The following is a 25,361-nucleotide window of genomic DNA, read 5'->3' as shown; positions in this document are numbered from 1 at the left end:
TTGTCCCTGACGGGTCAGTGCTTGATGAGCGGGCTCAGGTCCGCTGCCCGTTCGGCGGCGCCAGCCATGCCCAGCGACTCGAGCCAGTTGCCGAGCATCTGGTAGCCGCCTTCGGTCAGGACTGATTCCGGGTGGAACTGGACACCGCACAGCGGGGCGGTGCGGTGCTGCAGACCCATCACAACACCCGTGGCCGTTTCCGCGGTGATCTCCAGGACCTCCGGGATGCTCTCGCGGACAGCGGCCAGTGAATGGTAGCGGGTGGCCGTGAGGGGCGACTGGAGCCCGGCAAACACACTGGTTCCGTGGTGTTCGACCAGGGACGTCTTACCGTGCATCAGTTCGGGCGCGTGCGTCACGATTCCCCCGTAGGCCTCAGCCAGCGCCTGATGGCCCAGGCATACGCCCAGCATGGGCTTTGCGTGGCGGCCGCACCATTTAATCAGCTCAATGCAGACGCCGGCCTCGGCCGGATTCCCCGGACCGGGGGAGATGAGCACGCCGTCGCGTGCCTCGGCCATTTCGATCGCCTCGGCGAGCGTGACGTCGTCGTTGCGGACCACCGTGGTCTCCGCGCCGAGCTCCTGGAGGTAGCCCACCAGGGTGTAGACAAAGCTGTCGTAGTTGTCTACGACCAAGATCTTGGTTGTGCTCATGGGTGCCTTGCTGAACCAATCGTTGAATCTGTTAACTGGGTGAATTGCGCCAGCCAGGGAAAAAGGAACTGAACCATCAATACCAGTGCTCCGGCCGCAAGCACCAGCGCCGTCACAATCCTGAGCCACAAGGGCCCTGGAAGGTGGCGGAATAGCCAGCTGTACATGCCTCAGCCTTCCCCGGCCGCGAGGGCCGCCTGGGGAGCGATTTCGGCCGGCGGACCCGCCGACACAGGTTGCCACCGCTCCAGCAGTGCGTAGGCGACAAAGCGTTCCTGCGAGCCAAAGCGCGGATTGCAGCTCGTCATAGTCAGGTAGCGCTCCGTGGCTACTGCGCCCGGCTGCATCGGCACCGGCAGCAGTACATCCGTCCTCGAGGGCAGGACTATCTGGCTGTTCCGGAACACGTAGACATAGTAGCCCCCGCGGGTCTGGACGTAGATTCGGTCCCCGGGCACCAGGGCATCAATGTTGTCCAGGACCGCGCCGTGAGTCTGCCGGTGGCCGGCCACCGCGAAGTTTCCCGCCGCGCCCGGCATCGCGGTGCCCTGGTAGTGCCCGATGCCAAGGGTGTCCAGCAGCGCCGGAGTGGTTCCCTGAACGATGGGGCGGGTGTATCCGGCACCGAACCGGGGAACATACATGATGCCGATCGTCGCGCCCTCTTCTGGTTCAGGGGCAACGACGGGTTCAGCGGCGGCGGCCGCCGGCACGACGTCCTGTGCGGCTCCGCCGGTTTCCGGCACGCCGAACGCCGCGGGAGCGGCTACTGCGGTCCCACGGGCGAATTCCCTAACGACGTCGCGCTGCCGGGCGTCGGAGTCTACATTCGTCCACCACAACTGCCACGCCACGAAGAGCAGGAGAATGACGCCGACCGTCATGAGCAGTTCACCTGCGATCCGGACACCGCGCCGGAACAGTCCCCGCCGGCGGCCGGTCCTGCCGGATCCCTGCTCCACTTGCAGCACTACGGGTTCTCCTCGTGGGCGATTGGGGGTCAACGGTGTGGCCTGAACTACAGCTAGAATTGACTGCGAACGAGAATTCAAACTTGACCAAGAGCGCGCTGGCCGCCGGGGGCTTACCTCCTGCACGATACCAAGCAGCTCTTGTTCCGGCCCGCCAAGGAGGATCAGTGCCCGTCTCGAAGCCGCGTAAGAGGACTACCAGTGTGGCGCCGCAGACTTCTGCTGCGGCCTACAAGCCCAATCCGGTCTGGTTCAAGCCCGTCATGTTTGGCCTGATGATCGTTGGTCTGCTGTGGATCATCACGTTCTACATCACTCAAGGCGCCTTCCCAGTGCAGGCCTGGGCCTCGTGGAACATCGTCGTCGGGTTCGGAATCGCGATCATCGGCTTCCTGATGACCACGCGCTGGCGTTCCTGAACCACGCCTCCGCGGAGCATGTCCCTGATGGGCCGGTACACACTGTGTACCGGCCCATCAGCGTTAATCCCGGCGCTCGAGCGCCCGGCTGTGCCGGCTTCAGGCGGCCGTGTCCTTATGACCGATAATGCTGGGAGCGGCATTAACCCAGCGAAGGATTCCAGATGACCCCGGCAGTAAGCGGCTCAATTATTGGCGACGACGGACTGGCGCGGCCTGTGTGGGCAGCCGTGGATCCCATGCTGCGTGAGTACTACGACACCGAGTGGGGAATGCCCGTCCGGGATGAGCAAGGACTCTACGAACGAATCTGCCTCGAAGGGTTCCAGGCCGGGCTGTCCTGGGCGACGATTCTGCGGAAGCGGCCCGCTTTCCGTGCGGCATTCAAGAACTTCCACCCGGAGACGGTAGCGTCCTTCACCGACGCCGATGTGGAACGGCTCATGCTCGATGCCGGCATTGTCCGGAACCGGCTCAAAATCCAAGCAACGATCACCAACGCCAGTGCGACTCTGGCGTTGCGGGACGACGGCGGCCTGGTCGACTTCGTCTGGGCCTTTCAGCCCTCAACCACGCCCCGGCCTCATTCGCTGGATCAGGTCCCCACGACCTCGGCCGAGTCTGTGGCGCTGTCTAAGGCGCTGCGCAAGAAGGGTTTCGCGTTCGTCGGACCCACCACCATGTTTGCGCTCATGGAAGCCATAGGCATGGTGGATACCCACCTGCTGGACAGCCACCGGCGCGGAACGTCGGGCGTCTGGCCGCACTGACGCCGCGGTCCGGCGGGGCGGCCTGACGCGGTGCCGCGCAGCGCCGGTTCCATGAGCCGGCTTTATCCACAGCTGTGCACAAGTCTGGGGAAACTTATCCACATTGTTCATAAGTTTCCGTTCATTCGCGCCTTCCAGCCCGGGCAAAAGGCCGCAGCTGGCCGGTCCGGGGGCTGCGGTATCTCCGCCGGGCCATGAATTACAACGCTGTAAGTTATTAACAGTGTGGATTCCCTGTGGAAAAGTGCCGTGGATCGGCCATCCGCTCCGTCCGGTGCTCCGCGGCCGTGCCAGGCCACGCCAGAAGCGACTGTCCCGGCCGGCGGAGTGCGACGAATAAGTTATCCACTTAGTAACAGTGTTCTACCCACAAGTTATCCACAGCTGGGGATAACCGCCGGCTCGCGGATCCGGCATGCCTTGCTGGCGGGCCATGAGCCGGATTTTTTCGCGTGGCTACTAAGAGGATCAAGTTATTAACACTGTGAATAACCCTGTTGAAAGACCTTGGCGTCGGCCAGCGGTGCGTGCCGTGCGGCCTGAGGGGCGGCCGGATCAAAGGACGTCACCGCTGCACATTGCGGCGATGGCGTACGATCCAGCGACACGGGGCGGCGGGCCGGCGGGAAGCCGGCAGCGCATCTGCAGTTCCTGGGGACGCATTGTTGCAGGGCGAAGCAGCGGACCCGGCGAACAAACAGAGTTATCCACTTACTCACAGGGCTACCCACAGAAGTTATCCACAGGTGTGGAGATCCATCGGACGGCCTCCCCACGCTCCCGGAAATTCGCCAGCTGTGGCCTTCAGATCGGGAAACCCGGCACGAACTACACGCGTGTAAGTTATTAACAATGTGGATAACCCCTGTGGAAAACTTCCACCCGCGGCCGGGGACATCGCCGCAGATCGGACGGGTTTTCCCCGGAGGTTCAGACGGGTGGTGCAGACGGGAGCCAGGGTCGTGCCGGCAGGGCTGTCGGGCTGCGCCGGCAGGGCTGGTGAGGTGCGCCGTCCGGGGCGACTTTGCGGGCCGGAGACGGCGATAGACGGCCTGGGAGCGGCGTTTTCACGTCGAAGTGCCCCCGGACAAAACTGCCCGGAACTACGCCCGGATGGATGGGCACGAGTACGGCGGGGCGCAGGCGGGATGGCCGGCAAAGGGGCGCCCCCGGGGTAGGCGGCAAAGGTGGTGGAGGCGGGCCTGACTTAAGCGGCGCCGGCCATCCGGACGGCTGAAACGACGATCACCAGGGCCAGGACGCCGGCGAGGCCGATCACCTGGATCAGAGTCTGCCGGGGTCCGCGGGGAGTGTAGGCAATGACGACGGCGCTCAGGGCGCCGGTGACGAGGCCGCCAAGATGGGCCTGCCACGCGATCTGGGGGACCATGAATCCGATGACGCCGTTGATGGCGATCAGGACCAGGAGTTGGCGGATATCGCCGCCGCGTTGCCGCTGGACCACCAGCAGGGCGCCGAACAGGCCGAAGATGGCGCCGGAGGCTCCTACGAGGCCAACGGGGCCGTTCACGGGATAGACCGGGGTCAGCAGGAGGAAGCCGGCCGAGCCGCCGACGGCGGAGAGCAGATAGATCGCCAGGAAGCGGACATGGCCCAGCAGCGGTTCAAGGATCTGGCCGAAAATCCACAGCGTGTACATGTTCAGGACGATGTGGAGCAGGAATCCCTGGGAGTGCAGGAACGCCGAGGTGAGCATCCGCCACGGCTCGCTGTCAGTGAAGGCGGGGGCATATGCCAGCTGCTGGTAGATCCCGTCGTTGGGGACGATCCACTGCAGGGCATAAACAAGGGCGCACAGCCCAATAATCACGAAAGTGACTACAGGTTTGCCGATGGTCGCGGCGCCGCCGTAGACGGTCCTGACGGTCGGCGTCGTGCGTTTGGTTTCATTGACGCAGTCAACGCATTGGAATCCGACGGCGGCCGCCCGCTGGCAATCGGGGCACGCAGGGCGGCCGCATCGCTGGCAGCGCACATAGGCGGGCCGGTCCGGGTGCCTGGGGCACACCGGGATCTCCGCGGACGGCTCTGCCGCCGGAACTCCGTAGCTCATGGTGTGGGGTTAGAGCTTCTCGATATCAATGCTGTTGATGGTGACGTCCTCGACGGGGCGGTCGCCCATGCCGGTGCGGACACCTTCGATCGCGTCGACGACCTTCTTGGATTCGTCATCGGCGACCTCGCCGAAGATGCTGTGCTTGCCCTGCAGCCAGCCCGTGGGGATGGTGGTGATGAAGAACTGCGAACCGTTGGTGCCGCGGCCCATCTGGATGCCGGCGTTGGCCATGGCCAGCTTGTACGGCTCGTTGAACGTCAGTTCCGGGTGGATTTCGTCGTCGAACTTGTAGCCCGGTCCGCCCGTGCCGCGGCCCAGCGGATCGCCGGCCTGGATCATGAAGTCCTTGATGATGCGGTGGAAGATGGTGCCGTTGTAGAGCGGCGTGCCCGTCTTGTCCTCGCCCGTTTCCGGGTGGGTCCAGGCCTTCTCGCCGGTGGCCAGTCCGACGAAGTTGTCGACGGTCTTCGGCGCGTGGTTGCCAAAGAGGTTGACGACGATGTCGCCGAGGCTCGTGTGGATAGTGGCTTTTGCGGTTGCGTTGGCAGTCATGGGGCCTATTCTTCCATGACGGGTCCATGCGCATAGGGCCACGCAGTCAGTTCCGCGCTGGGTGAAATCCACTGGAAATCGGCCTGAAGAATAGCCGGTGCGTTCCTAGACACGTAGGCTAACAGCAGAACCGTCACATTAATCGGGAGGTAGTTGTGAAGAAATCGGATCGTATTGCCCGTGACCTTGAGCAGTCAGTCAGCACCGGAGTAGACAACGCCAAGGATTGGGCGGCACCGCGGGTTGAAGCGGCCGTGAATTGGGCTGTTCCCCGGTTGCAGCATGGACTGGACACCGCGTCCCCCAAGATTCAGGAAGGGCTCAAGTCGGCAGCCCACAATCTGGCCGGCAGCGTTGCCACCGTCACCCCCCGCCTTCAGGACAGCCTGGCCCACCTTGCGCCGAAGATCACCGAAGCCGCCGAGGGCGCGACTCCGCGCCTGCACGAAGCCGTGGACAAGGCGTCCCCCGTGATCGCCAGCGCACGCGACCGGGTGGTGGTCGAGTACCTGCCCAAGCTTTCCGACCAGCTCGGGTACGCTTCCGAGGCCGTCCACCGCACGCTGGAGAACGCTCCGGCCCATGTGGACGCCGTGGCGCAGAAGCTTGTTGACTCCGGCGTCGTCCGCAGCGTCCAGGAGCAGGCCAAGGTCACCAAGAAGCAGGCCAAGGCTGCCGGAAAGAACATCAAGGCCGCCGCCGCCGAGGCCGGTAAGACCGCCAGCGCGAAGCTCGCCAAGCCGCAGAAGCCCAAGCACAAGCACCGCGGGCTGCTGATCTTCGGCATCATCGCTGCCGCAGCTGCTGCCGGTGTTGCCGCCTGGAAGGCTTCCAAGCCGGTGGAGGACCCCTGGAAGGTGCCGACGCCGGTAACGCCGGCCCCTGTCGCGGCCAGCAGCGTCAACGAGACCCTCAAGGACGCCGCCGACAAGGCCGGCGCCGCCACTGTTGCGGCAGCCGACGCCGCGGCTGATGCCTCTGCGGAGGCAGCCGACGCGACAGCTGCAGCGGCCGACGATGCAACGGAGGCGGCCAAGGACGTTGCCGACGACGCCACGACGGCTGCGACCAAGGTTGCCACCGATGCCAAGACCGCCGTACGCAACATCGCGTCCAACCTGAACAACGGCTCGAACAAGCCGGGCCAGTAGCACCGGCCGAGCCGAGGCCATTGAGCCGAACCGAGGGAGGGATTCCGCCATGGGGCGGGATCCCTCCCTTTGTTTCGCCCGGTCCCGTCCCGGTCCCGTGCCGGTCCGGCGCCGGTCCGCGCGGCGGCCCGGCTTCAGCCTGCAGGCTAGATGCTAAATTTGTGGTGATGTCACCCCATAGATCACCCCAGGACGACCTGCTTACTGCTCCACCGCCGTCTGTGTCTATTGTGATCCCGGCGTACAACGAGGAAAGCGTCATCCGGCAGTGTCTGATTGCCGCGGTCTACCAGTCGGTGCCTGCCCACGAAATCATTGTGGTGGACAATCTGTCCAAGGACCGCACGGCAGACATCGTGCGCCAGATGCAACTTGAGTATCCGGAGAGTCCCATCATCCTCCTCAGCCAGCACAGCGCTCAGGGGCTCATTCCCACGCGCAATTTCGGTCTGGACCACGCTACAGGCGACATCCTCGGCAGGATCGACGCCGACTCCGTGCTGGAGCCTGACTGGGTGGAGCAGGTCCAGAATGCCTTCACGGACGACTCGGTGCACGCCGCAACCGGTCCGGTGGTCTACTACGACATGCCGATGCGCCGCTTCGGGCTCAAGGCCGACGACAAAATGCGCCAACTGATGCTCAAGCTTGCCAAGCACCAGTATCACTTCCTCTTCGGCTCCAACATGGCCCTCCGCCGTTCGGCCTGGGAAACCATCCGGGCCGACACCTGCCGGGACGAACGGGACGAAATGCACGAGGACATCGACCTCTCGCTGCACCTGGCGGACCACGATCTCCGGATCCAGTACTGGCCGCAGATGATCTCGGGCATGTCCGCCCGGAGGCTCGAGGATTCACCCCGCGACTACCGCTACTACGTGACGCGCTTTGACCGCACCTACAAGGCCCACAACGTCAAGAAGATGGCCCTGAAGGCGCCCATGGTGGTGTTCTTCTCGGTCTATTTCCCGGCAAAGCTGCTCCGCGCCATTCACACCGTCAACACCGCGCAGCCCGCCCGCCGCGGTGGCCAATAGGCGCGAGCAACAGGCGCTACCAAGAGCCGCCAGCAATAGCCGCGGTCTAGTCCGTGCCGAGCTCCGCCAGCCGTTCAGTGCCTGGTCCCTCCCCGCCTGGTACCACCGCGCCGCCCCGGGGCAGCCGTGACCTGCGCTGCCCCAGAACGACGACGGCGAGCCCCACCAGGATCATCGCCAGTCCGGCATAGGTCCCGGCCGGCAGCGTCTCGCCAAGGAACGCGGCAGCCAAGAGCGCCGCACCTGGAATTTCCAACAGGATGATCATTGATACGAGCAGCGGGCTCATCGTCGCCAGCAGGTGGTTGAATGCCGTGTGCCCCACGAGCTGGGCGCACACAGTGACGGCAAGGATCCCCAGCCAGCCAGCCGCCTCGAACCCTGCAAGCGGCTGTCCGGCCAACAACGCCATCCCCGCCACAATCGCGGCGCACATGCCATAGCAGAGCGTCGTATAGATGCCGGTTCCCATGGTCTGCCGGGCTTTGCCTCCGGCAAGCGTGTACATGCCCGCCAGGGCGCCGCCGGCCACTGCCAGGAGATCGCCCAGGAGCGCCTGCGGAGAGGTGCCCATGTCGAAGCCGGTAATCGTCACGACGCCGGCGAACGCGATCCCCAGCCCCACGAGGACCGGCCACGGGTGCCGAACGCCCCGGAACATCTGGAAAACTGCGATCCAGCCCGATTGCAGGCACACCAGCGCCGTCGCCGCCGCAACCGATGTCAGCTGCAGCGAGGTGATGAAGCAGGCAAAATGCAGCGCCAGAGCCACCGCCGCGGCGAGCGACCAGCGGAACTCAGCTCCGGTCACTCTGCCGAACTGGCGCGGGTTGCGGACCAGCACGGGACCAGCCATGACGACGGCCCCAATCGCGTTGCGCCAGAAGGCGATGGCGAGGGCACTGACCGATGTGGCACCCAGCGTGGCGGCAATGAGCGGCCCCGACGAAGCCACACCAAGCACCCCGACGGCAGCAAGTAAAAAGTTCACGCTCCCACACTAGTGGGACCGACGGCGGCGGCCCTTCCGTCCGCTACTCCTTGACCCGTACATACCGCGGTGCCAGTCTTAAATCGCGGTCTCACAGTCCGGTCTCACCATCACCAAAGAAGGAGACCAACATGGCGTCAATGATCCGCAAGAGCCTGGACCAGCCGGAAGAAACACGCCCCGTTGCCGAAGGCATGGGTCAGGTGGACCTCGTCAACCTCGACGCCGGACCGGTGGCGCGAGCGACCTTCCTGCCGGGCTGGAAGTGGTCCCAGCACGTCAAGCCGATCGCCCAAACGGAGAGCTGCATGGTTGCCCACAAGGGCTACACCGTCTCGGGCCGTCTAAAAGTCGTCATGGACGACGGCGAAGAAATCGAATTCGGTCCCGGCGACTTCGGGGTCATCCCGCCGGGTCACGACGCTTGGGTCCTCGGCGACGAACCCTATGTGTACATCGACTGGCAAGGGATGTCGGACTACGCCAAACCGAAGGAGTGAGTCTGCAGGCAGGCGCCCTTGCCCGGATATGCAAAAAGTCCCGGACCGCGTTTCCGCGATCCGGGACTTTTCTCATGGTGGAGGCACGGGGACTCGAACCCCGAACCCCCTGCTTGCAAAGCAGGTGCGCTACCAATTGCGCCATGCCCCCATAAGAAGCAACCCGTCAATCATACCCTAGTTCCGAAGAGCTAATGCAGCTTCCATCCCTGGGTCCGGGCTAATCAACCGTATCGGTTGAGTTACTCCAAACTACTTTCCGGGCTTCGGATTCCTGCACCTTCCGGTAGAGGAAGACGCCTGCGACCGTGGCTGCGATAACCAACAGCTTCTTCACACGCACCCCGTTCCGGTTCAGTCATCGACGAACCTTCACTAACCTCTATCAGAACCAGTACAGGTTCCGTGGGCGTACCAGGACTTGAACCTGGGACCTCTTCGTTATCAGCGAAGCGCTCTAACCGCCTGAGCTATACGCCCCGATGCCTCATCGGGCCGAGATATGACTGTACAGCACATCCCGGCCCGATCTCAAATCGAGGCACTTCTCCGCAGGATTCCGCGGAAAAATACGGGTTTAGTCGTCCGTGAGGGTCACACCGATGCCGCCCACGAGCGTCGCCGCGATGTTGTACAGCACCGCGGAAAGCATGGACAGGGCCGTCAGCAGCACCACGTTGATCACGGCGATGATGGTGGCGAACGACGCCACCTGCCCCAGGGATGCCACCTTTTTCAGTTCGAAGCCACCGCCTTCGGAGCCCGCGAGGGTCCCGAGCAGGCTGTCCACCTGGTCGAAGATCCCGGTCAGGTCCAGGACGGTCCAAAGCACGATTGCCGCCACGACCGTGACGATGCCCAAGGCTACGGAGAGCAGGAAGGCCATTTTCAGCACGGACCAGGGGTCCACCTTGCTGATCAGCAGTCTGGCCCGACGTACCTTCGCCTTGGGGGCAGGCTTGATCAATCCGGCCGAGTTCTGCCCGCCGGACTGAGCGGGGCGCTGTCCCGGCACGGCGGGGCGCTGACCGGGCACGGCGGGGCGCTGGCCGGGGGCCGGCGGCCGCTGGCCTGCAGCCGTGGCCGCGCCGGACACGCCGGGGCGCTGCTGCGGACGCGAGGGAGCGCCCACACGCGGTGCTGCGGCAGGTTGCCGCACTCCGCCCGGCACGCCGCTGCTCGGTTTGGGATATGAGTCGGAATTACTCACTCGTTACCTCCGGTGTTGTCTTCGTCCAGCTCGGCATTGCCTGATGACTCATCTGACTCCGGGGCCGGTACTGATTCTGCCGCTGCGGACCTCTCGTGCAATCCGCCATCTTCAGCCAACGTTACGTCATCCGGCGAGGAAGCCCGAGTTTGAGCGTCGCCGCCGGCCTCTTCGCCGGTATCTTCACCGTCGGTGGGCTCGTCGCCTTCCAGCCCGCGTTCGCTGTTGCGCGCAACGGCGATGATGCGGTCGTTTTTGTCCGGCTTGGCGAAGATCACGCCCATCGTGTCCCGGCCCTTGGCCGGCACACCGCTGACCGAGGAGCGGACCACCTTGCCGCCCTCCATGACCACCAGGACCTCGTCCTCTTCCTGGACGATGAGGGCGCCGACCAAGTGACCGCGCTCCTCCTGGTATTTGCCGACCTTGATGCCGAGGCCGCCGCGGCCCTGAAGCCGGTATTCCTCTACCGCGGTCCGCTTGGCGAAGCCGCCTTCGGTCACGATGAACACGAACGAGCCGTCCTTCACGACGTCGGCTGCGAGCAGTTCGTCGTCCTCACGGAACTTCATGCCGGTAACGCCGGAGGTGGCGCGGCCCATCGGGCGCAGCGCCTCATCCGTCGCGGTGAAGCGGATGGACTGTCCCTTGCGGGAGACGAGCATGAGGTCATCGGTTTCGGACACCAGTTGGGCCGAGACAAGCTCATCGCCGTCGCGCAGGTTGATGGCGATCACGCCGGCGGACCGGTTGGTGTCGTAGTCCTCCAGGCGGGTCTTCTTGACCAGGCCGCGCTTGGTGGCGAGCACCAGGTACGGGGCGTGCTGATAGTCGCGCAGATCCAGCACCTGGGCGATGTGCTCGTCCGGCTGGAACGCCATCAGGTTTGCCACGTGCTGGCCCTTGGCATCGCGTCCGGCTTCCACGAGCTCGTACGCCTTGGCGCGGTAGACCCGGCCCAAGTTGGTAAAGAACAGCAGCCAGTGGTGGGTGGTGGTGACGAAGAAGTGCTCGACGACGTCGTCTCCACGCAGCTGCGCGCCCTTGATGCCCTTGCCGCCGCGCTGCTGCGAGCGGTAGTTATCGCTGCGGGTGCGCTTGACGTAGCCGCCGCGGGTAATGGTGACGACCATTTCCTCTTCGGGGATCAGGTCCTCGATGGACATGTCGCCGTCGTAACCCAGCAGGACCTTGGTGCGGCGGTCATCGCCGTGCTTGGCGACGATTTCGGCGAGTTCGGTGCTGATGATCTCGCGCTGGCGCTCCTCGGAGGCCAGGATCGAGTTGTACTCGGCGATCATGGACTCGAGTTCGGCATGCTTGTCCTGGATCCTCTGGCGTTCCAGGGCGGCGAGCCGGCGCAGCTGCATATCCAGGATGGCCCGGGCCTGCACCTCGTCGATGTCCAGCAGCTCCATCAGCCCGTCGCGGGCGGCCTCGGTGGTGGTGGACGCACGGATCAGGGCAATGACCTCATCGAGCGCATCCAGCGCCTTGAGAAGGGCCCGCAGGATGTGCGCTTCCTCCTCCGCCTTCCGCAGCCGGTACCGGGTGCGGCGGGCGATGACGTCCATCTGGTGCGTGACCCAGTGCCGGATGAAGGCGTCGAGGCTGAGCGTGCGCGGCACGCCGTCGACGATCGCGAGCATGTTGGCGGCGAAGTTGTCCTGCAGCTGGGTGTGCTTGTACAGGTTGTTCAGCACCACCTTGGCCACGGCGTCGCGCTTGAGCACAATCACCAGGCGCTGGCCGGTGCGGCCCGAGGTCTCGTCTCGGAGATCGGCGATGCCGGAGATCTTGCCGTCCTTGACCAGCTCGGCGATCTTGATGGCCAGGTTGTCCGGGTTGGCCTGGTACGGCAGTTCGGTGACCACCAGGCAGGTGCGGCCCTGGAGTTCCTCGACGTTGACCACGGCACGCATGGTGATGGAGCCGCGGCCCGTGCGGTACGCGTCCTCGATGCCCTTGTGGCCCAGGATCGTGGCGCCGGTCGGGAAGTCCGGTCCCTTGATGCGCTGGATCAGCTCTTCGAGCAATTCTTCGCGGCTAGCGGTCGGGTTGGCCAAGTACCACTGCACACCGTCGGCGACCTCGCGGAGGTTGTGCGGCGGGATGTTGGTTGCCATGCCGACGGCGATGCCGGAGGAACCGTTCACCAGAAGGTTCGGGAACCGCGCCGGCAGGATGGTGGGTTCCTGGTTCTTGCCGTCGTAGTTGTCCTGGAAGTCGACGGTTTCCTCATCGATGTCCCGGACCATCTCCATGGCCAGCGGCGCCATCTTGGTTTCGGTGTACCGCGGGGCGGCGGCGCCGTCGTTGCCGGGCGAGCCGAAGTTCCCCTGGCCCAGCGCCAGCGGGTAGCGCATGGTCCAGTCCTGGATCAGGCGCACCAGGGCGTCGTAGATCGCGGTGTCGCCGTGCGGGTGGTACTGGCCCATGACCTCGCCCACCACACGGGCGCATTTGTTGAACGAGCGCTCCGGGCGGTAGCCGCCGTCGAACATCGCGTACAGCACGCGGCGGTGGACCGGTTTGAGGCCGTCGCGGACATCGGGCAGGGCCCGGCCCACGATGACGGCCATGGCGTAGTCGAGGTAGGAGCGCTGCATTTCGGTCTGCAGGTCCACCTGCTCGACGCGGTCGGTCAGCACGTCGCCGTCGAGGATGGCGCCTTCAAGGACGGGCTCGGAGCCGGTCGAACCGACCGGCACCTCGGGTGTTTCGTCACTCATAGTCTATATTTTCCGTTTCAGGTATATATCAGCTCTGGAATATTAGGGGGTTTTCGCCGCTAGATATCCAGGAACCGAACGTCCTTGGCGTTCTGCTGAATGAAGTTCCGGCGCGATTCCACGTCCTCGCCCATCAGGACGGAGAAGATCTGGTCCGCTGCCAGGGCGTCGTCCATCGTCACCTGCAAGAGGGTCCGGTGGTCCGGGTCCATGGTGGTGTCCCACAGCTCCGTGTAGTCCATTTCGCCGAGGCCCTTGTAGCGCTGGATGCCGTTGTCCTTGGGGATCCGGCGGCCGGCGGCCTGCCCGGAGAGCAGCTTCGCGTCCCGTTCACGGTCGCTGTAGACGTAATCGTGCGGTGCGTTGGACCACTTGATCCGGTACAGCGGCGGCTGGGCGAGATAGACGAAGCCGTTTTCGATCAGCGGGCGCATGTAGCGGAACAGCAGTGTCATCAGCAGCGTCGTGATGTGCTGGCCGTCGACGTCGGCATCGGCCATGAGTACGATCTTGTGGTACCGCAGCTTGGCAAGGTCGAAGTCCTCGCCAATGCCGGTGCCGAAGGCCGTGATCATGGACTGGACCTCGGCATTGCCGAGTGCCTTGTCCAGGCGGGCCCGTTCCACGTTCAGGATCTTGCCGCGGAGCGGCAGGATGGCTTGGGTCTCAGGGTTGCGGCCGCGTTTGGCCGAACCGCCGGCCGAGTCACCCTCCACGATGTAGACCTCGCACTTCTCCGGGTTCTTGGAGGAGCAGTCGGAGAGCTTGCCGGGCATGCCGAAGGATTCCAGCGGGCTCTTGCGGCGGGCGTTGTCGCGGGCCTTCCGGGCCGCCATGCGCGCCTGGGCGGCCGAGATCGCTTTGCGGATGACGTCCCGGGCGGGGCCGGGGTTGCGCTCGAGCCAGTCGCCCAGCCCGTCGGTGACAACCCGCTGGACAAAGCCCTTGACCTCGGAGTTGCCGAGCTTCGTCTTGGTCTGGCCTTCGAACTGCGGCTCAGAGAGCTTCACGGAAATGACGGCCGTCAGGCCTTCGCGGATGTCGTCACCGGTGAGGTTGTCATCCTTTTCCTTGATGATGTTCTTCTCGCGCGCGTAGCGGTTGATGAGCGACGTCATCGCGGCACGGAAGCCTTCTTCGTGGGTGCCGCCCTCATGCGTGTTGATGGTGTTGGCGTAGGTGTGGACGCTCTCGGAGTACGCGTTGGTCCACTGCATCGCCATTTCCAGGGCGATGTGCCGTTCCGTGTCCTCGGTCTCGAAGGCGATGACGTCCTCATGGACCACATCGACCTTCTTGCCGGAGTTCAGGTGCTTGACGTAGTCCAGCAGGCCGTCGTCGTACTGGTAGACGACGGTGTGGAACTCCGCGGGGACTTCGCCCTCGACGGCAACGGCGTCCAGATCGAGGTCCGCGTCATCGGACGGCTCTTCCGGGGCGCGGCGTTCGTCGGTCAGGGTGATCCGTAGCCCCTTGTTCAGGAACGCCATCTGCTGGAAACGTGCGCGGAGCGTCTCGAAATCGAATTCCGTGGTCTCGAAGATGCCGGCGTCCGGGTAGAACGTCTGGGTGGTTCCGGTCTCGGAGGTTTCCTCGCCCTGGACCAGGCCGCCCTGCGGCTTTCCGCCGTCGGCGAAGGACATCCGCCAGACGTGCCCCTGGCGTCGGACTTCGGTGTTGACCCTGCTGGAGAGCGCGTTGACCACCGAGATGCCGACGCCATGCAGGCCGCCGGAGACCGCGTAGCCGCCGCCGCCGAACTTGCCGCCGGCGTGCAGGATGGTCATGACGACTTCCACAGTGGGCTTGTGTTCGGTCGGGTGCATATCGACCGGGATGCCGCGGCCGTTGTCCACCACTTTGACGCCGCCGTCGGCCTGCAGCACGATTTCGATGTGGGTGCAGTAGCCGGCCAATGCCTCATCAACTGAGTTGTCGACGACTTCGTAGACCAGGTGGTGCAGGCCGCGGGGACCGGTGGAACCGATGTACATGCCCGGACGCTTCCGGACTGCCTCCAGGCCTTCAAGTACCGTGATGTCGCTGGCGCCGTATTCGTGCGAAGTCGCGGTCCCGGACGACCCCGCTACCGCCGCCTCTTTCACTACGTCTTCCACTACATCTTCCGCTGACCGGATGTCTGCATTGTCGTTAGCCACAGGCGCTTTCGACTCCTCTATGTTCGTTGAAGGCCGGCCCTTGCCTCTACCGTGGAAAGGGCTCCTGCCAACAGGCACGTCACTGACGGCTCCGGGGTTACGCCGACTTGGGAATCCGTCCGCCGCACGCTGAAATTGCGTCGGAAACGGACTCAGTCAACGTTTCACCGGCGCCCAGTTATCTTCAACGATTCTATCGTGTTATAGGGCGCAAACCCGCATTCCAGGGCGCCAAACGGGCGGGAAAGTGCCGCTGAGAGGCCGCTGGCTCCCCCTGCAAGGCTTTCGGGGTCCAGCCCTAGGGTGCCTATACGACTCCGGGGCGTTCGAGCGCCCTACACGCCGTTCGGGGATTTTTCAAGGGTTTTTGCAAGAAGTGCTTCAGATCCGGCGCGCGCCGTGCCTTCCGGGGCTATCCGTACGTGTCACGGGGTCCTCGGCCGTTGACGGTCCGGAGGCCCTTGCGCCAGCTTGGTGCGGCCGGTCCAAGCACTTGAATGCTGGTCACGACGCCGTCGCCGAGCTCGGTGCGGAATTTTTCCAGCAGGCTGCTGCTCAGCAGCCGCAGCTGGGTTGCCCACGCCGTTGAATCGGTCCGCACATGCAAGGTGGTGTCCGTGAAGCTCTCGGGGGTGCAGTGGGCGGAGATTTCCGGCCCCACCAGGACGGCCCACTGTGCCATGACGGATCCGACGGCCACCGGCGAGGTCCAGCCGCGTTCGGCCACAAGGCGTCCCACGACCTTGCCCAGGCCCAGCGGATCCCGGCCGGTGCCGTGGAATTGGGTGAACCCGCGGGTTCCGCGCGCGCTGCGGGCAGGTTTTTGGGTTCCGGTGCCGGAGCGCGGGACCGCACGCCGGATCTCGCCGCGGGCTGCGGCGGCGTCGCGCATCCTGTTCAGGGCGGCCTGGGCCGCATCGATGTCGTCGGGGTCGCGGCCCGGCTGCAGGCCGCCGTCGGTATCCTTATTCATCGATTGTCCTGCTCATCGATTCCTCCCGGGATGACCTTCACCCGCCGTCCGGTCAGTTCCGCCGGGATATCGTCCTCGACGGCGGCAGTGACCAGCACTTGCTCGGCGCCGGATACTATTGCGGCCAGTTTACGCCGCCGCTGGACGTCAAGCTCGGCAAAAACGTCGTCCAGGATCAGGATCGGAGGCGATCCGCCGGTGCGGGCATCGTCAAGCATGACGTAGTACGAGGCCAGGCGCAGCGACAGGCACATGGACCAGGTTTCACCATGCGAGGCGTAGCCCTTGGCCGGGGCCGATCCCAACACGAGCTCCAGCTCATCGCGGTGCGGTCCCACCAATGAGATACCCCGTTCCAGTTCCCTGCGGCGGGACGCGGCAAAGGCCTGGATGTAGCGGTCGGTGAGCTGCCCGACGTCGAGCAGGCGCAGGTCTTCCGCGGGCGCGGCGGCCCCGGCCTCGGCTCCGTTTCCGGAGTCTCCCGCGGGCCGCGATGCGGCGCCGTCGTCGTCTAGGATGTCCTGGAGCGTGGACCGGTACACCGCGGACGCTTCCTTTGAGCCGTCGGTGAGCTGCGCGTAGGCGTTTTTCAGGTGCGGCTGCAGGCGGTCGACAAGCTCAAGGCGGGCATGCAGGAGTTCGGCCCCGGCCCGCGCCATGTGCTGGTCCCAGACATCCAGCGTTGCCTCATGCCCGGCCGTGAATTTTCCGGCCCGTGCAGATTTGAGCAGGGCGTTGCGCTGCTTCAGGACCCGGTCGTAGTCACTTCTGGTGGCGGCGTGCCGCGGCATGAGGCTGACCAGGAGTTCGTCCAGAAACCGGCGGCGGTTCGACGGATCACCCTTGACCAGCGCCAGGTCTTCCGGCGCAAAGAGCACCGTCTGGCAGATGCCGAGAAGATCCCGGGCGCGGACCGGATTGCTGCGGTTGATCCGTCCGCGGTTGGCCCGGGAGGCGTTGATTTCCAGTTCCAGGACGGTGGCCTGCTCGCCGCGGACCAGCTTGGCCCTGATCATCGCCCGCTCGGTGCCGAACCGCAGCAGCGGCGCATCCGTGCTGACCCGGTGCGAGTTGAGCGTGGCCAGATACCCGATGGCTTCCATCAGGTTGGTCTTGCCGATGCCGTTGGACCCCACCAGGACGGTGACTCCGGGCTCCAGGCTGAGATCAACCTGGGCGTAGCTGCGAAAATCTGTGAGCGAGAGCTTTTCTAGGTACACGCGGGATTCAGGACCTCACGGGCAGGATTACTTGGCCGGCCGGGTCGCGTGGCCGCCGAACTGGTGGCGCAGCGCGGACACCATCTTCATGGCCGGCGAGTTGTCCTCGCGGGAGGAGAACCTGGCGAACAACGCAGCCGTGATGGCCGGTGCAGGCACGGCGTTGGCGATCGCTTCCTCGACAGTCCAGCGGCCTTCGCCCGAATCCTCGACGTAGTCTGAGATCGATTCCAGTCCGGGGTCCTCGTCGAGGGCCTTGACCATGAGGTCCAGGAGCCAGGAGCGGACAACCGTGCCCTTCTGCCAGGCCCGGAAGGTCCCGGGAAGATCGGCCACGATGTCCTTCGCGGCCAGGAGTTCGTACCCTTCCGCGTAGGCCTGCATCAGGCCGTATTCGATCCCGTTGTGGACCATCTTGGCGTAGTGGCCGGCGCCGATGCCGCCCACGTGGACGAAGCTGTCGGCGCGTTCGCCGGCAGGACGGAGGGCATCGAAGACGGGGAGGGCGCGCTCGATGTCGGCAGCATCGCCGCCCGCCATGAGGCCGTAGCCGTTCTGGAGGCCCCATACTCCACCCGAGACGCCACAATCTGCAAAGCTGATGCCCTTTTCGGCCAGCGCGGCACCGTGTTTCTGGTCTTCAGTGAACCGCGAGTTGCCGCCGTCAATGACGAGGTCGCCGGCGTCGAGCTTGTTGCCCAGTTCGGTGATCACGGCGTCGGTGATGTCGCCCGAGGGGACCATGACCCAGATGAGGCGCGGAGCCGGAACGGCGGCGATGAGCTCGTCCACGGTGGCGACGTCGGTAATGTCCGGGTTCCGGTCAAGACCGGTGACCTCGATGCCGCCGTTGCGCAGGCGTTCGCGCATGTTGAAGCCCATTTTTCCAAGGCCGATTAGTCCGATGTGCACGGGATGAACTCTTTTCTGCGCTGGGGGTGCTTCGTTGGTGACGTCACCGAGCTGACTGGCAGTTGTGGCCGTTTTGAGGGGTCAAAACGGCCAGATCTGTTAGCTAGTTGGGGAGCCGGACGGGCATGACGAGGTAGCGGTAATCGCCCTGGTCTTCACCCTCGGCGTCCTGCTGGGCCGTGATCATGGCCGGTTTGGGCGCGGTGGTGAAGGAAAAGCGCACGAATTTGGTTTCGATGACGCTCAGGCCTTCGATCAGGTAGTGCGGGTTGAAGGCCACCGTGATGTCCTCACCGGTCAGCTGGGCTTCGAGTTCCTCCGAGGCCTGCGCGTCTTCGCCGGTGCCGGCATCCAGATGCAGCTGGCCCTGGGTGAAGGCGAGGCGGACAGGGGTGTTCCGTTCGGCGACCAGCGAGACCCGGCGCACGGCCTCGACCAGTTCCTGGGTCTGCACGGTGGCGTGGATGGGCGTGGATTCCGGGAAGAGCGAACGGATCTTGGGGTAGTCACCGTCCACCAGGAGCGAGGTGGTGGTCCTGCCGCCGCTCTCGAAACCGATCAGCCGGCTGTCGTCGTCGGCAAGGGCGATGTTGATGTCGCCGCTGCTGCCCAGCGTTTTTGCCACTTCGTTCAGTGTCTTGGCCTTGACCAAGGCGCTCGTGGAGATGCCGGGAGTCACGGGCTTCCACGGGACTTCCCGCATGGCCAGGCGGTAGCGGTCGGTGGCCAGGAGGGTGATGAGATCGTCCTCGATCTCCATCCGCACACCGGTCAGGATCGGCAAGGTGTCATCCTTGCTTGCCGCGATGATCACTTGAGATACCGCCTGGGCAAACGAATCGCCCGGAACGGTGCCGCTGATGGTGGGCAGGGCCGGCAGGGGCGGGTATTCGGCCTCGGGCATCGTGGCTAAGTGGAAGCTGCTTCGGCGGCACGTCAGTGTCACCTTGTTGCCGTCGGTTTCGACTTCGACGGGGGCGGAGGGCAGGCTGCGGCAGATGTCCGCGAGCAGGCGTCCGGACACCAGGATGGTGCCTTCGGTGCTGATGTCAGCAGGGATTTCGAGCCTGGCGGAGGTCTCGTAATCGAAGCTCGAGAGGCTGACGGTACCGGCTTCAGCCTTCAGGAGCAGGCCTGAAAGTACGGGAACGGGCGGCCGCGGAGACAACGACCGGGCGGTCCATGTCACGGCTTCTGCCAGGACGTCCCGTTCGACTCTGAACTTCACGGAAGGGTGCCGCCTTTCATTGCTGCTGTCAGTGCTGAAAATCGCTAAAACATCTCAAGCTGCCGCGGACCCCGGCAGGACTGCCGAACTCCGTCAACAAGGGAAGCGTCCGCCCTCCCCGGCTCCATGGCCCGGTGGGAACCACAAAAGATGTCCGGGACGGACGCACTGCAGACAGCTTAGCCCCAAGGTGAGCGTTTCTCCCATCCCCGGCTTACACGAGTGTGGTTCACGGGGCCGGTCTCCGGCGCCGGTCCGGAACGGGCCTGGGCGCTGCGGGGAGGCGGAAGGAGATTGTTGTTTGAGGGAATTTCATTTTCTTGGGATTAGTAGTGTTAATAACTGCTGTGGAAACTGTGGATAACTCGATCTCGCCGTGCGATTCCGCGGTTAAGCCCTGTTCATGGACTGTGGGCGGCGGAGGTTTTAAACAGGGTGTGGATGGGGATAAGATTTTTCGCCGTTTGGCTGATCCACAGGCGGCTTAAGGGTTTTAAGCCCATTAACCGCGGTTGTCCCCTTAAGTATCCACAGGGTTGTCCACAGGCCCCTGTTAATAAGGTAAGAGTGCGCGTCCGGTCAGGACAGGATTCAGCTCAGGAATTGCGCTGCTGCTGCTTGATCCGGTTGGTCAGCTCGGTCACCTGGTTGTAGATGACCCGGCGCTCGGCCATCAGTTCGCGGATCTTCCGGTCGGCGTGGATCACGGTGGTGTGGTCGCGGCCGCCGAGCTCCTGGCCGATCTTGGGCAGGGACATGTCCGTGAGCTCCCGGCACAGGTACATTGCGATCTGCCGTGCGGTCACCAGCGTGCGGGTGCGCGACTTGCTGCAGAGCTCTTCCATGCTGAGCTTGAAGTAGTCGGCCGTCTGGGTGAGGATCTGGGCCGAAGTGATTTCCTGCGCACCGTCGTCGGTGATGAGGTCCTTGAGCACCATCTCGGCCAGGGCCACATCCACCGGCTGCCGGTTCAGGCTGGCGAAGGCCGTCACGCGGATGAGGGCGCCTTCAAGTTCGCGGATGTTGCTGGAAATCTTCGACGCGATGTATTCGAGGGCGTCATCCGGGGCGGAGAGGCCTTCGCTGAGGGCCTTCTTCCGAAGGATCGCGATGCGGGTTTCGAGTTCCGGGGGCTGGATATCGGTCAGCAGGCCCCACTCGAAGCGTGACTTCATGCGGTCTTCGAATCCGGCGAGCAGCTTTGGCGGCTGGTCGGAGGTGATGACCACCTGCTTGTTGTTGTTGTGCAGGGCGTTGAACGTGTGGAAGAACTCCTCCAGCGTCCGATCCTTGCCGGCGAGGAACTGAATGTCGTCGATCAGCAGGACATCCACGTTGCGGTACGTGGTCTTGAAGCTGGTGCCTTCATCGTCACGGATGGAGTTGATGAAGTCGTTGGTGAATTCCTCGGAGTTGACGTACCGGACCCGGATTCCGCTGTAGAGCCGGCGTGCGTAGTGGCCGATCGCATGGAGCAGGTGGGTTTTGCCCAGTCCCGAGTCGCCGTAGATGAACAGCGGGTTGTAGGCCTTCGCCGGCGCCTCCGCCACAGCCACGGCAGCCGCATGGGCGAACCGGTTGGAGGACCCGATGACGAAGGTGTCAAAGACATACTTCGGGTTGAGCCGGCCGAATTCGTGTGAGGTGCTCGGCAGCATCGGCTGCGGCTTCAACTCCACAGTCGGATCGGCGGCGAGGGAAAGCTCGACGGCGGGTTCGGGTTCCGTGTGCAGCGGCACCAGATCCGTGTCGACGTCGATCGCGCAGCGGATTTCGTCGGAGAAAACGCTCCGGAGGGCGTCATCCAGGGCTTCCTTGACCTGGGTCTGCAGGACTTCGCGGGTGAGCTCGTTGGGGACAGCCACCAGAAGGGTGGAACCGATCAGGCCCTGCGCCTGGGCCAGGATGACGAAGCCGCGCTGCCGGGGAGAGACACGGTGGTCGTTCTCCAGAAGGCTCACAACCCGCCGCCAGGAACTTCCGACAGTGTTGGCTTGGTTGGCTTCGTCTACTGTCATCAATCAGTTCCTCAAACTTGCTGGCCTGCATTACGTGCATCCACGCGGTCCGGAGCTGCGCGCCGGCCCGGCTCAATCCACAGGGTTATGCACAGTCCGTGGATAAGGGGTTACTGAGACACTGTAGGGGATGAAAACGCTAGAAGATAGCTGGGTTCTCTCCTGTGGATAATTACACCGTTGTGGTTCTCGAACGGGGCGCGTGACGCACTTCATCCACAGGCTGCGACGGCAGTTAGCCACAGCTGGGGAAAGGCAGCGAGCCGACCCTCGGTTTGACTCCGGAGGCTGGCAAGCCCTAACGTTGTGAAGTCCCATGTGTACGCTTTTCGCCTCATTTGATTCTTTCTCGACGCCCTGCGCCGTGCGAGTTACGAGGGAAGCGGCACATACAAAACTTAGCGTCGGCCAGTTCTTCCCCTTGATCGGGTGGGCGCACCTTTGATCCACTGGAGTAACTAACGTGAGCAAGCGGACTTTTCAGCCGAATAACCGCCGTCGAGCCAAGAAGCACGGCTTCCGCCTTCGTATGCGTACCCGTGCCGGCCGTGCCATCCTGGCAGCCCGTCGTGGCAAGGGCCGCACCGAACTGTCGGCCTAAATAACTGACTCGTCGGTCCACATCCCTGTGCGAGTTTAACGGTGCTAGCCACCAGGAACCGTCTGCGGACATCAACCGATTTTTCAACAACTGTACGTTCCGGTGTCCGCAATGGACGCCGGAACGTAGTGTTATATACGGCAGCTCTCGCTGCCGATGAACCAAGCCGGATCGGATTCATCGTTTCCAAGAGTGTCGGGAACGCTGTTGTCAGAAACCTCGTTAAGAGGAGACTGAGAGAAGCCGGCGCCTTGTCGTTGCAGAAATACGGCAGCGGGTTCGCCATCGTGGTCCGGGCGTTGCCCGCCGCGGCGGGGGCCAGCTGGGACCAGCTGCTCGCAGACTATGACGCCGCTTTGGAAACAACCATGAAGCGGCTGGGCAACCGCCTTCCAAAGGCTGCTTCATCAGGTTCTTACGAGACAACACAGGAAGGGACCCCCGCGTGCGTAACTCAACTGCCGCCGTCGTCCCCCGTCTGAGCGTTGTGACTCTCGGATCTGCACTGCGCTGGTTGGGCAAGGTGGTCTGGAACCTGCCCCGCAACATTCTCATCCTGCTGCTGATGGCCTACCGCAAGGTGGTCTCGCCGCTGTACGGCCAGGTGTGCCGCTTTTTTCCCAGCTGTTCGGCCTATGCCCTTGAGGCAATCACGGTACACGGTGCCGTGAAGGGAAGCTGGCTGGCTGCCCGGCGCCTGTTGCGCTGCCACCCATGGAATGCCGGCGGTGTGGACCATGTCCCCGCCGGGCACCGGGAGTGGCCGGCCGACCACACCCCCACAATTGTTGTGCTGAACAATCCGGACAAGTACTTGGCTGCTCAGCCTGATGGAGAAGGCCGCCCTGCGGCCTGACGAATAGGGAATCGTATGGACATCTTTGGAACAATCCTGGCCCCATTTAAATGGCTGGTCTCAGCCATCATGGTGGGCTTCCATGACGGCCTCAGCGCCATCGGCATGTCGCCGGCCAACGGCTGGACGTGGACCCTGTCCATCATCGGGCTCGTGCTGGTCATTCGTGCCGCCCTGATTCCCGTCTTCGTCAAGCAGATCAAGGCCCAGCGCGGCATGCAGCTGCTGCAGCCGGACCTGAAGAAGATGCAGGACAAGTACAAGGGCAAGACCGACCAGCTCTCCCGCCAGGCCATGGCGCAGGAACAGATGGCGCTGTACAAGAAGCACGGCACCAACCCGTTCTCGGCCTGCCTGCCCATGCTGATCCAGATGCCGTTCTTCTTCGCGCTCTTCCAGGTGCTCTCGGGTATCAGCAGCGCCAAAGTCAGCGGCCAGGGCATCGGCGCCATGAGCGCCGAGCAGGTCAAGCAGTTCGATGAGTCCACCATTTTCGGCGCCCCGCTGTCCGCGTCCCTGCTCCATGGCGGCGGCGGCAACCAGACCGCCGTGTGGATCCTCTCCATCGTGATGATCCTGGCCATGACGGCCTCGCAGTTCATCACGCAGAAGCAGATCATGGCCAAGAACATGTCCGAAGAGGCCCTGGCCAGCCCGTTCATGCGCCAGCAGAAGATGATGCTCTACATCCTGCCGGTCGTCTTCGGTGTGGGCGGCATCAACTTCCCCATCGGTGTCCTCATCTACTGGACCACCACCAACCTCTGGACCATGGGACAGCAGTTCTTCGTGATCCGCCGGATGCCTACGCCCGGATCACCGGCCGCGAAGGCTCTGGCCGAGCGCCGGGCAGCCAAGGGCCTGCCCGCCATGCCCCTTCTGGGCGGCAAAAAGGCCGACGCCGAGGAAGCCGAGGCTTCCGCCGCTGCCGCAGTGGAGGCCAAGGCCCAGCGCGTCCAGCCGCAACGTAAAAACAGGAAGAGGAAGTAATGTCCGCCGAGAGCACCGAACACGCTATTTCCGCCGAGTTTGACGACGAGCGGGACGATGCCCAGGAGGCATCCCACGATGCGTCACAGGACACGGGAACCAGCCCCGTCAAGGGTGTTTCCGCAAGCCGCCTCGAAGAAGAGGGGGACGTGGCCGCTGATTACCTCGAAGAACTGCTGGACATCGCCGACATCGACGGCGACATCGACATCGAGGTCCGTAACGGCCGCACCTACATCTCAATCGTTGCCGAGGAAGAATCCGCCGGGCTGGAAAGCCTTGTCGGCCGTGACGGCGAAGTCCTTGAGGCGCTCCAGGAACTGACCCGGCTGGCCGTCCTGTCCGCCACGGAGAACCGGTCCCGCTTGGTGCTGGACATCAACGGGTACCGTGCCGAGCGTGCCGGAGACCTGCAGAAGATCGCTGAAGACGCCGTTGCCACGGTCAAGGAATCCGGCGAGGCCGTTGCCCTGGCTCCGATGAGCGCCTACGAGCGCAAGATCGTGCACGACGCCGTCGCCGATTTGGGGCTCGTGAGCGAGTCCGAAGGCGAAGGCGCCGACCGGCACATCGTTGTCTCCGCAGACTGAACCGTTGACTAGCTTGATGGTTGAAATTACCGCACCCGAACTCAAGGCAGCACAGTCGATCTTCGGCGACCGCCTGGACCTGGCTAAGCGCTACGTCGAGCACCTGGCGACCTCCGGCACCGAACGGGGCCTCATTGGCCCCCGCGAAGTGCCGCGGCTGTGGAGCCGGCACGTGCTCAACTGTGCCGTCATCGAAAGCCAGATTGCCCACGGAAGCCATGTTGCCGACGTAGGCAGCGGCGCCGGCCTGCCCGGCCTGTGCCTGGCCATTGCCCGGCCGGACCTGGAACTGACCCTTATCGAGCCGCTGGAGCGCCGGGTCATCTGGCTCCAGGAAGTGGTGGATGATCTCGGGCTCGAGAACGTCACGATCATGCGCACGCGCGCCGAGCTCGCCGTCGGGCTCGTGAACGCCGACGTCGTTACGGCCCGCGCGGTATCCGCGCTCTCCAATCTCGCGGGACTGACCATTCCGCTCCTGGCCGGCAAGGGCGAAGTCGTGGCCATCAAGGGCCGCAGCGCCGGCGAGGAAATTGAAAAGGCAGCCAAGGTTATCCGCAAGCTGGGTGGCATTGAGACGTCTGTGGTGGTGGTGGGCGAAGACCTGCTCGAAGAACCCACCACAGTGGTCCGAATCGTAGTAAACAAGCCTCAAAAGATTGCCTAGCATCGGCCCCGGTGCCCGGGGAGTCTGAGGGGAAGAGGTTAGGCTAGTAACCGGCAGTAAAAGCCGAATGAGAGTGAG

25 protein-coding genes and 2 tRNA genes are annotated in these 25,361 nt (G+C 64.1%); 11 read left to right on the top strand and 16 right to left on the bottom strand.

Features of this window, described 5'->3' with window-relative positions:
* Window positions 1–14 precede the first annotated feature (14 nt).
* A complete protein-coding gene (locus C9424_RS07950) occupies window positions 15–656 on the bottom strand; it encodes an anthranilate synthase component II (RefSeq protein WP_116766346.1) in 642 nt (213 codons plus the stop codon).
* 170 nt (window positions 657–826) lie between these two features.
* The gene (locus tag C9424_RS07945; protein ID WP_133247495.1) at window positions 827–1,627 is read right to left on the bottom strand and encodes a class E sortase; all 801 of its coding nucleotides are present in this window, start codon (window positions 1,625–1,627) and stop codon (window positions 827–829) included.
* 167 nt (window positions 1,628–1,794) lie between these two features.
* On the opposite strand from C9424_RS07945, the gene C9424_RS07940 reads away from it, so the two are divergent.
* Complete coding sequence (locus C9424_RS07940; protein ID WP_116766345.1) at window positions 1,795–2,046, top strand: cell division protein CrgA; 252 nt, start codon at window positions 1,795–1,797, stop codon at window positions 2,044–2,046.
* A gap of 164 nt (window positions 2,047–2,210) precedes the next feature.
* The gene (locus tag C9424_RS07935; RefSeq protein ID WP_116766344.1) at window positions 2,211–2,816 is read left to right on the top strand and encodes a DNA-3-methyladenine glycosylase I; all 606 of its coding nucleotides are present in this window, start codon (window positions 2,211–2,213) and stop codon (window positions 2,814–2,816) included.
* A gap of 1,207 nt (window positions 2,817–4,023) precedes the next feature.
* Here C9424_RS07935 and C9424_RS07930 read toward each other — a convergent pair.
* Window positions 4,024–4,890 carry a rhomboid family intramembrane serine protease gene (locus C9424_RS07930; RefSeq protein ID WP_116766343.1) on the bottom strand — a complete coding sequence of 289 codons (867 nt, stop codon included), beginning with the start codon at window positions 4,888–4,890 and terminating at the stop codon, window positions 4,024–4,026.
* Window positions 4,891–4,899: 9 nt separating this feature from the next.
* Complete coding sequence (locus C9424_RS07925) at window positions 4,900–5,445, bottom strand: peptidylprolyl isomerase (RefSeq protein ID WP_116766342.1); 546 nt, start codon at window positions 5,443–5,445, stop codon at window positions 4,900–4,902.
* 155 nt (window positions 5,446–5,600) lie between these two features.
* On the opposite strand from C9424_RS07925, the gene C9424_RS07920 reads away from it, so the two are divergent.
* Together C9424_RS07920 and C9424_RS07915 are read left to right on the top strand one after the other, a co-directional pair.
* Window positions 5,601–6,596: a hypothetical protein gene (locus C9424_RS07920; protein WP_116766341.1), complete on the top strand. Its 996-nt coding sequence runs from the start codon at window positions 5,601–5,603 to the stop codon at window positions 6,594–6,596.
* 167 nt (window positions 6,597–6,763) lie between these two features.
* Complete coding sequence (locus tag C9424_RS07915) at window positions 6,764–7,636, top strand: glycosyltransferase (RefSeq protein WP_116766340.1); 873 nt, start codon at window positions 6,764–6,766, stop codon at window positions 7,634–7,636.
* A gap of 46 nt (window positions 7,637–7,682) precedes the next feature.
* Here the strand turns inward: C9424_RS07915 and C9424_RS07910 are convergent, their stop codons facing one another.
* Entirely contained in the window at window positions 7,683–8,627 is a 945-nt protein-coding gene (locus tag C9424_RS07910) for a DMT family transporter (protein WP_116766339.1), read from the bottom strand.
* A 131-nt stretch (window positions 8,628–8,758) separates the two neighbouring features.
* Between C9424_RS07910 and C9424_RS07905 the strand changes: the two genes are divergently transcribed.
* Complete coding sequence (locus C9424_RS07905; RefSeq protein WP_116766338.1) at window positions 8,759–9,127, top strand: cupin domain-containing protein; 369 nt, start codon at window positions 8,759–8,761, stop codon at window positions 9,125–9,127.
* Between the two features lie 75 nt (window positions 9,128–9,202).
* On the opposite strand, the gene C9424_RS07900 is transcribed toward C9424_RS07905, so the two are convergent.
* The 11 genes from C9424_RS07900 to dnaA all read right to left on the bottom strand — a co-directional run bounded on the left by C9424_RS07900 (window position 9,203) and on the right by dnaA (window position 21,579).
* Window positions 9,203–9,278 (bottom strand) — tRNA-Ala (locus tag C9424_RS07900).
* Between the two features lie 69 nt (window positions 9,279–9,347).
* The gene (locus C9424_RS21880) at window positions 9,348–9,464 is read right to left on the bottom strand and encodes a DLW-39 family protein (RefSeq protein ID WP_217639728.1); all 117 of its coding nucleotides are present in this window, start codon (window positions 9,462–9,464) and stop codon (window positions 9,348–9,350) included.
* Window positions 9,465–9,533: 69 nt separating this feature from the next.
* Window positions 9,534–9,607 (bottom strand) — tRNA-Ile (locus tag C9424_RS07895).
* Window positions 9,608–9,704: 97 nt separating this feature from the next.
* Window positions 9,705–10,337 carry a DUF3566 domain-containing protein gene (locus C9424_RS07890; RefSeq protein WP_116766337.1) on the bottom strand — a complete coding sequence of 211 codons (633 nt, stop codon included), beginning with the start codon at window positions 10,335–10,337 and terminating at the stop codon, window positions 9,705–9,707.
* Window positions 10,334–13,069, bottom strand: coding sequence for a DNA gyrase subunit A (gyrA, locus tag C9424_RS07885; RefSeq protein WP_116766336.1), 2,736 nt, complete (start codon window positions 13,067–13,069; stop codon window positions 10,334–10,336). The genes C9424_RS07890 and gyrA overlap by 4 nt, the downstream gene beginning before the upstream one ends.
* Window positions 13,070–13,128: 59 nt before the next feature.
* Complete coding sequence (gene gyrB, locus C9424_RS07880) at window positions 13,129–15,186, bottom strand: DNA topoisomerase (ATP-hydrolyzing) subunit B (RefSeq protein ID WP_116766335.1); 2,058 nt, start codon at window positions 15,184–15,186, stop codon at window positions 13,129–13,131.
* Between the two features lie 454 nt (window positions 15,187–15,640).
* Complete coding sequence (locus tag C9424_RS07875; protein ID WP_116766334.1) at window positions 15,641–16,201, bottom strand: DUF721 domain-containing protein; 561 nt, start codon at window positions 16,199–16,201, stop codon at window positions 15,641–15,643.
* Window positions 16,198–17,421 carry a DNA replication/repair protein RecF gene (recF, locus tag C9424_RS07870; RefSeq protein WP_116766333.1) on the bottom strand — a complete coding sequence of 408 codons (1,224 nt, stop codon included), beginning with the start codon at window positions 17,419–17,421 and terminating at the stop codon, window positions 16,198–16,200. The genes C9424_RS07875 and recF overlap by 4 nt, the downstream gene beginning before the upstream one ends.
* A 27-nt stretch (window positions 17,422–17,448) precedes the next feature.
* Window positions 17,449–18,333, bottom strand: a complete 885-nt coding sequence (gnd, locus tag C9424_RS07865) for a phosphogluconate dehydrogenase (NAD(+)-dependent, decarboxylating) (RefSeq protein ID WP_116766332.1) — start codon at window positions 18,331–18,333, stop codon at window positions 17,449–17,451.
* 103 nt (window positions 18,334–18,436) lie between these two features.
* Entirely contained in the window at window positions 18,437–19,561 is a 1,125-nt protein-coding gene (dnaN, locus tag C9424_RS07860) for a DNA polymerase III subunit beta (protein ID WP_091248545.1), read from the bottom strand.
* 596 nt (window positions 19,562–20,157) lie between these two features.
* A complete protein-coding gene (gene dnaA, locus C9424_RS07855; RefSeq protein WP_018775671.1) occupies window positions 20,158–21,579 on the bottom strand; it encodes a chromosomal replication initiator protein DnaA in 1,422 nt (473 codons plus the stop codon).
* A 463-nt stretch (window positions 21,580–22,042) separates the two neighbouring features.
* Here dnaA and rpmH point away from each other — a divergent pair, with 463 nt between their 5' ends.
* From rpmH to rsmG, 6 genes are read left to right on the top strand one after another with little or no spacing between them, the layout of a single operon-like run.
* Window positions 22,043–22,180, top strand: a complete 138-nt coding sequence (gene rpmH, locus C9424_RS07850) for a 50S ribosomal protein L34 (RefSeq protein ID WP_003800212.1) — start codon at window positions 22,043–22,045, stop codon at window positions 22,178–22,180.
* 41 nt (window positions 22,181–22,221) lie between these two features.
* A complete protein-coding gene (gene rnpA, locus C9424_RS07845) occupies window positions 22,222–22,662 on the top strand; it encodes a ribonuclease P protein component (protein WP_116766331.1) in 441 nt (146 codons plus the stop codon).
* Window positions 22,626–23,036 carry a membrane protein insertion efficiency factor YidD gene (gene yidD / locus C9424_RS07840; RefSeq protein ID WP_425547167.1) on the top strand — a complete coding sequence of 137 codons (411 nt, stop codon included), beginning with the start codon at window positions 22,626–22,628 and terminating at the stop codon, window positions 23,034–23,036. The genes rnpA and yidD overlap by 37 nt, the downstream gene beginning before the upstream one ends.
* A gap of 15 nt (window positions 23,037–23,051) precedes the next feature.
* A complete protein-coding gene (gene yidC, locus C9424_RS07835; RefSeq protein ID WP_116766330.1) occupies window positions 23,052–24,026 on the top strand; it encodes a membrane protein insertase YidC in 975 nt (324 codons plus the stop codon).
* Window positions 24,026–24,616 carry a Jag family protein gene (locus tag C9424_RS07830; protein WP_116766329.1) on the top strand — a complete coding sequence of 197 codons (591 nt, stop codon included), beginning with the start codon at window positions 24,026–24,028 and terminating at the stop codon, window positions 24,614–24,616. Before yidC ends, C9424_RS07830 begins: the two co-directional genes overlap by 1 nt.
* A gap of 16 nt (window positions 24,617–24,632) precedes the next feature.
* Complete coding sequence (gene rsmG, locus C9424_RS07825) at window positions 24,633–25,283, top strand: 16S rRNA (guanine(527)-N(7))-methyltransferase RsmG (RefSeq protein WP_116766328.1); 651 nt, start codon at window positions 24,633–24,635, stop codon at window positions 25,281–25,283.
* The last annotated feature ends 78 nt before the right edge of the window (window positions 25,284–25,361 follow it).

The organism is Arthrobacter sp. H-02-3 (assembly GCF_003097355.1).
Lineage (GTDB): Bacteria > Actinomycetota > Actinomycetes > Actinomycetales > Micrococcaceae > Arthrobacter > Arthrobacter humicola.
Note: the sequence above shows the minus strand (reverse complement) of the source record. Positions and strands in the feature narration are given on the sequence as shown.

Bases quoted from the DNA above. Each gene is read 5' to 3' on its own strand.
- C9424_RS07950 (WP_116766346.1), bottom strand. From the start codon at position 656: ATGAGCACAACCAAGATCTTGGTCGTAGACAACTACGACAGCTTTGTC.
- C9424_RS07935 (WP_116766344.1), top strand. From the start codon at position 2,211: ATGACCCCGGCAGTAAGCGGCTCAATTATTGGCGACGACGGACTGGCG.
- C9424_RS07930 (WP_116766343.1), bottom strand. From the start codon at position 4,890: ATGAGCTACGGAGTTCCGGCGGCAGAGCCGTCCGCGGAGATCCCGGTG.
- C9424_RS07925 (WP_116766342.1), bottom strand. From the start codon at position 5,445: ATGACTGCCAACGCAACCGCAAAAGCCACTATCCACACGAGCCTCGGC.
- C9424_RS07915 (WP_116766340.1), top strand. From the start codon at position 6,764: ATGTCACCCCATAGATCACCCCAGGACGACCTGCTTACTGCTCCACCG.
- C9424_RS07905 (WP_116766338.1), top strand. From the start codon at position 8,759: ATGGCGTCAATGATCCGCAAGAGCCTGGACCAGCCGGAAGAAACACGC.
- gyrA (WP_116766336.1), bottom strand. From the start codon at position 13,069: ATGAGTGACGAAACACCCGAGGTGCCGGTCGGTTCGACCGGCTCCGAG.
- C9424_RS07875 (WP_116766334.1), bottom strand. From the start codon at position 16,201: ATGAATAAGGATACCGACGGCGGCCTGCAGCCGGGCCGCGACCCCGAC.
- dnaA (WP_018775671.1), bottom strand. From the start codon at position 21,579: ATGACAGTAGACGAAGCCAACCAAGCCAACACTGTCGGAAGTTCCTGG.
- yidC (WP_116766330.1), top strand. From the start codon at position 23,052: ATGGACATCTTTGGAACAATCCTGGCCCCATTTAAATGGCTGGTCTCA.
- C9424_RS07830 (WP_116766329.1), top strand. From the start codon at position 24,026: ATGTCCGCCGAGAGCACCGAACACGCTATTTCCGCCGAGTTTGACGAC.
- rsmG (WP_116766328.1), top strand. From the start codon at position 24,633: ATGGTTGAAATTACCGCACCCGAACTCAAGGCAGCACAGTCGATCTTC.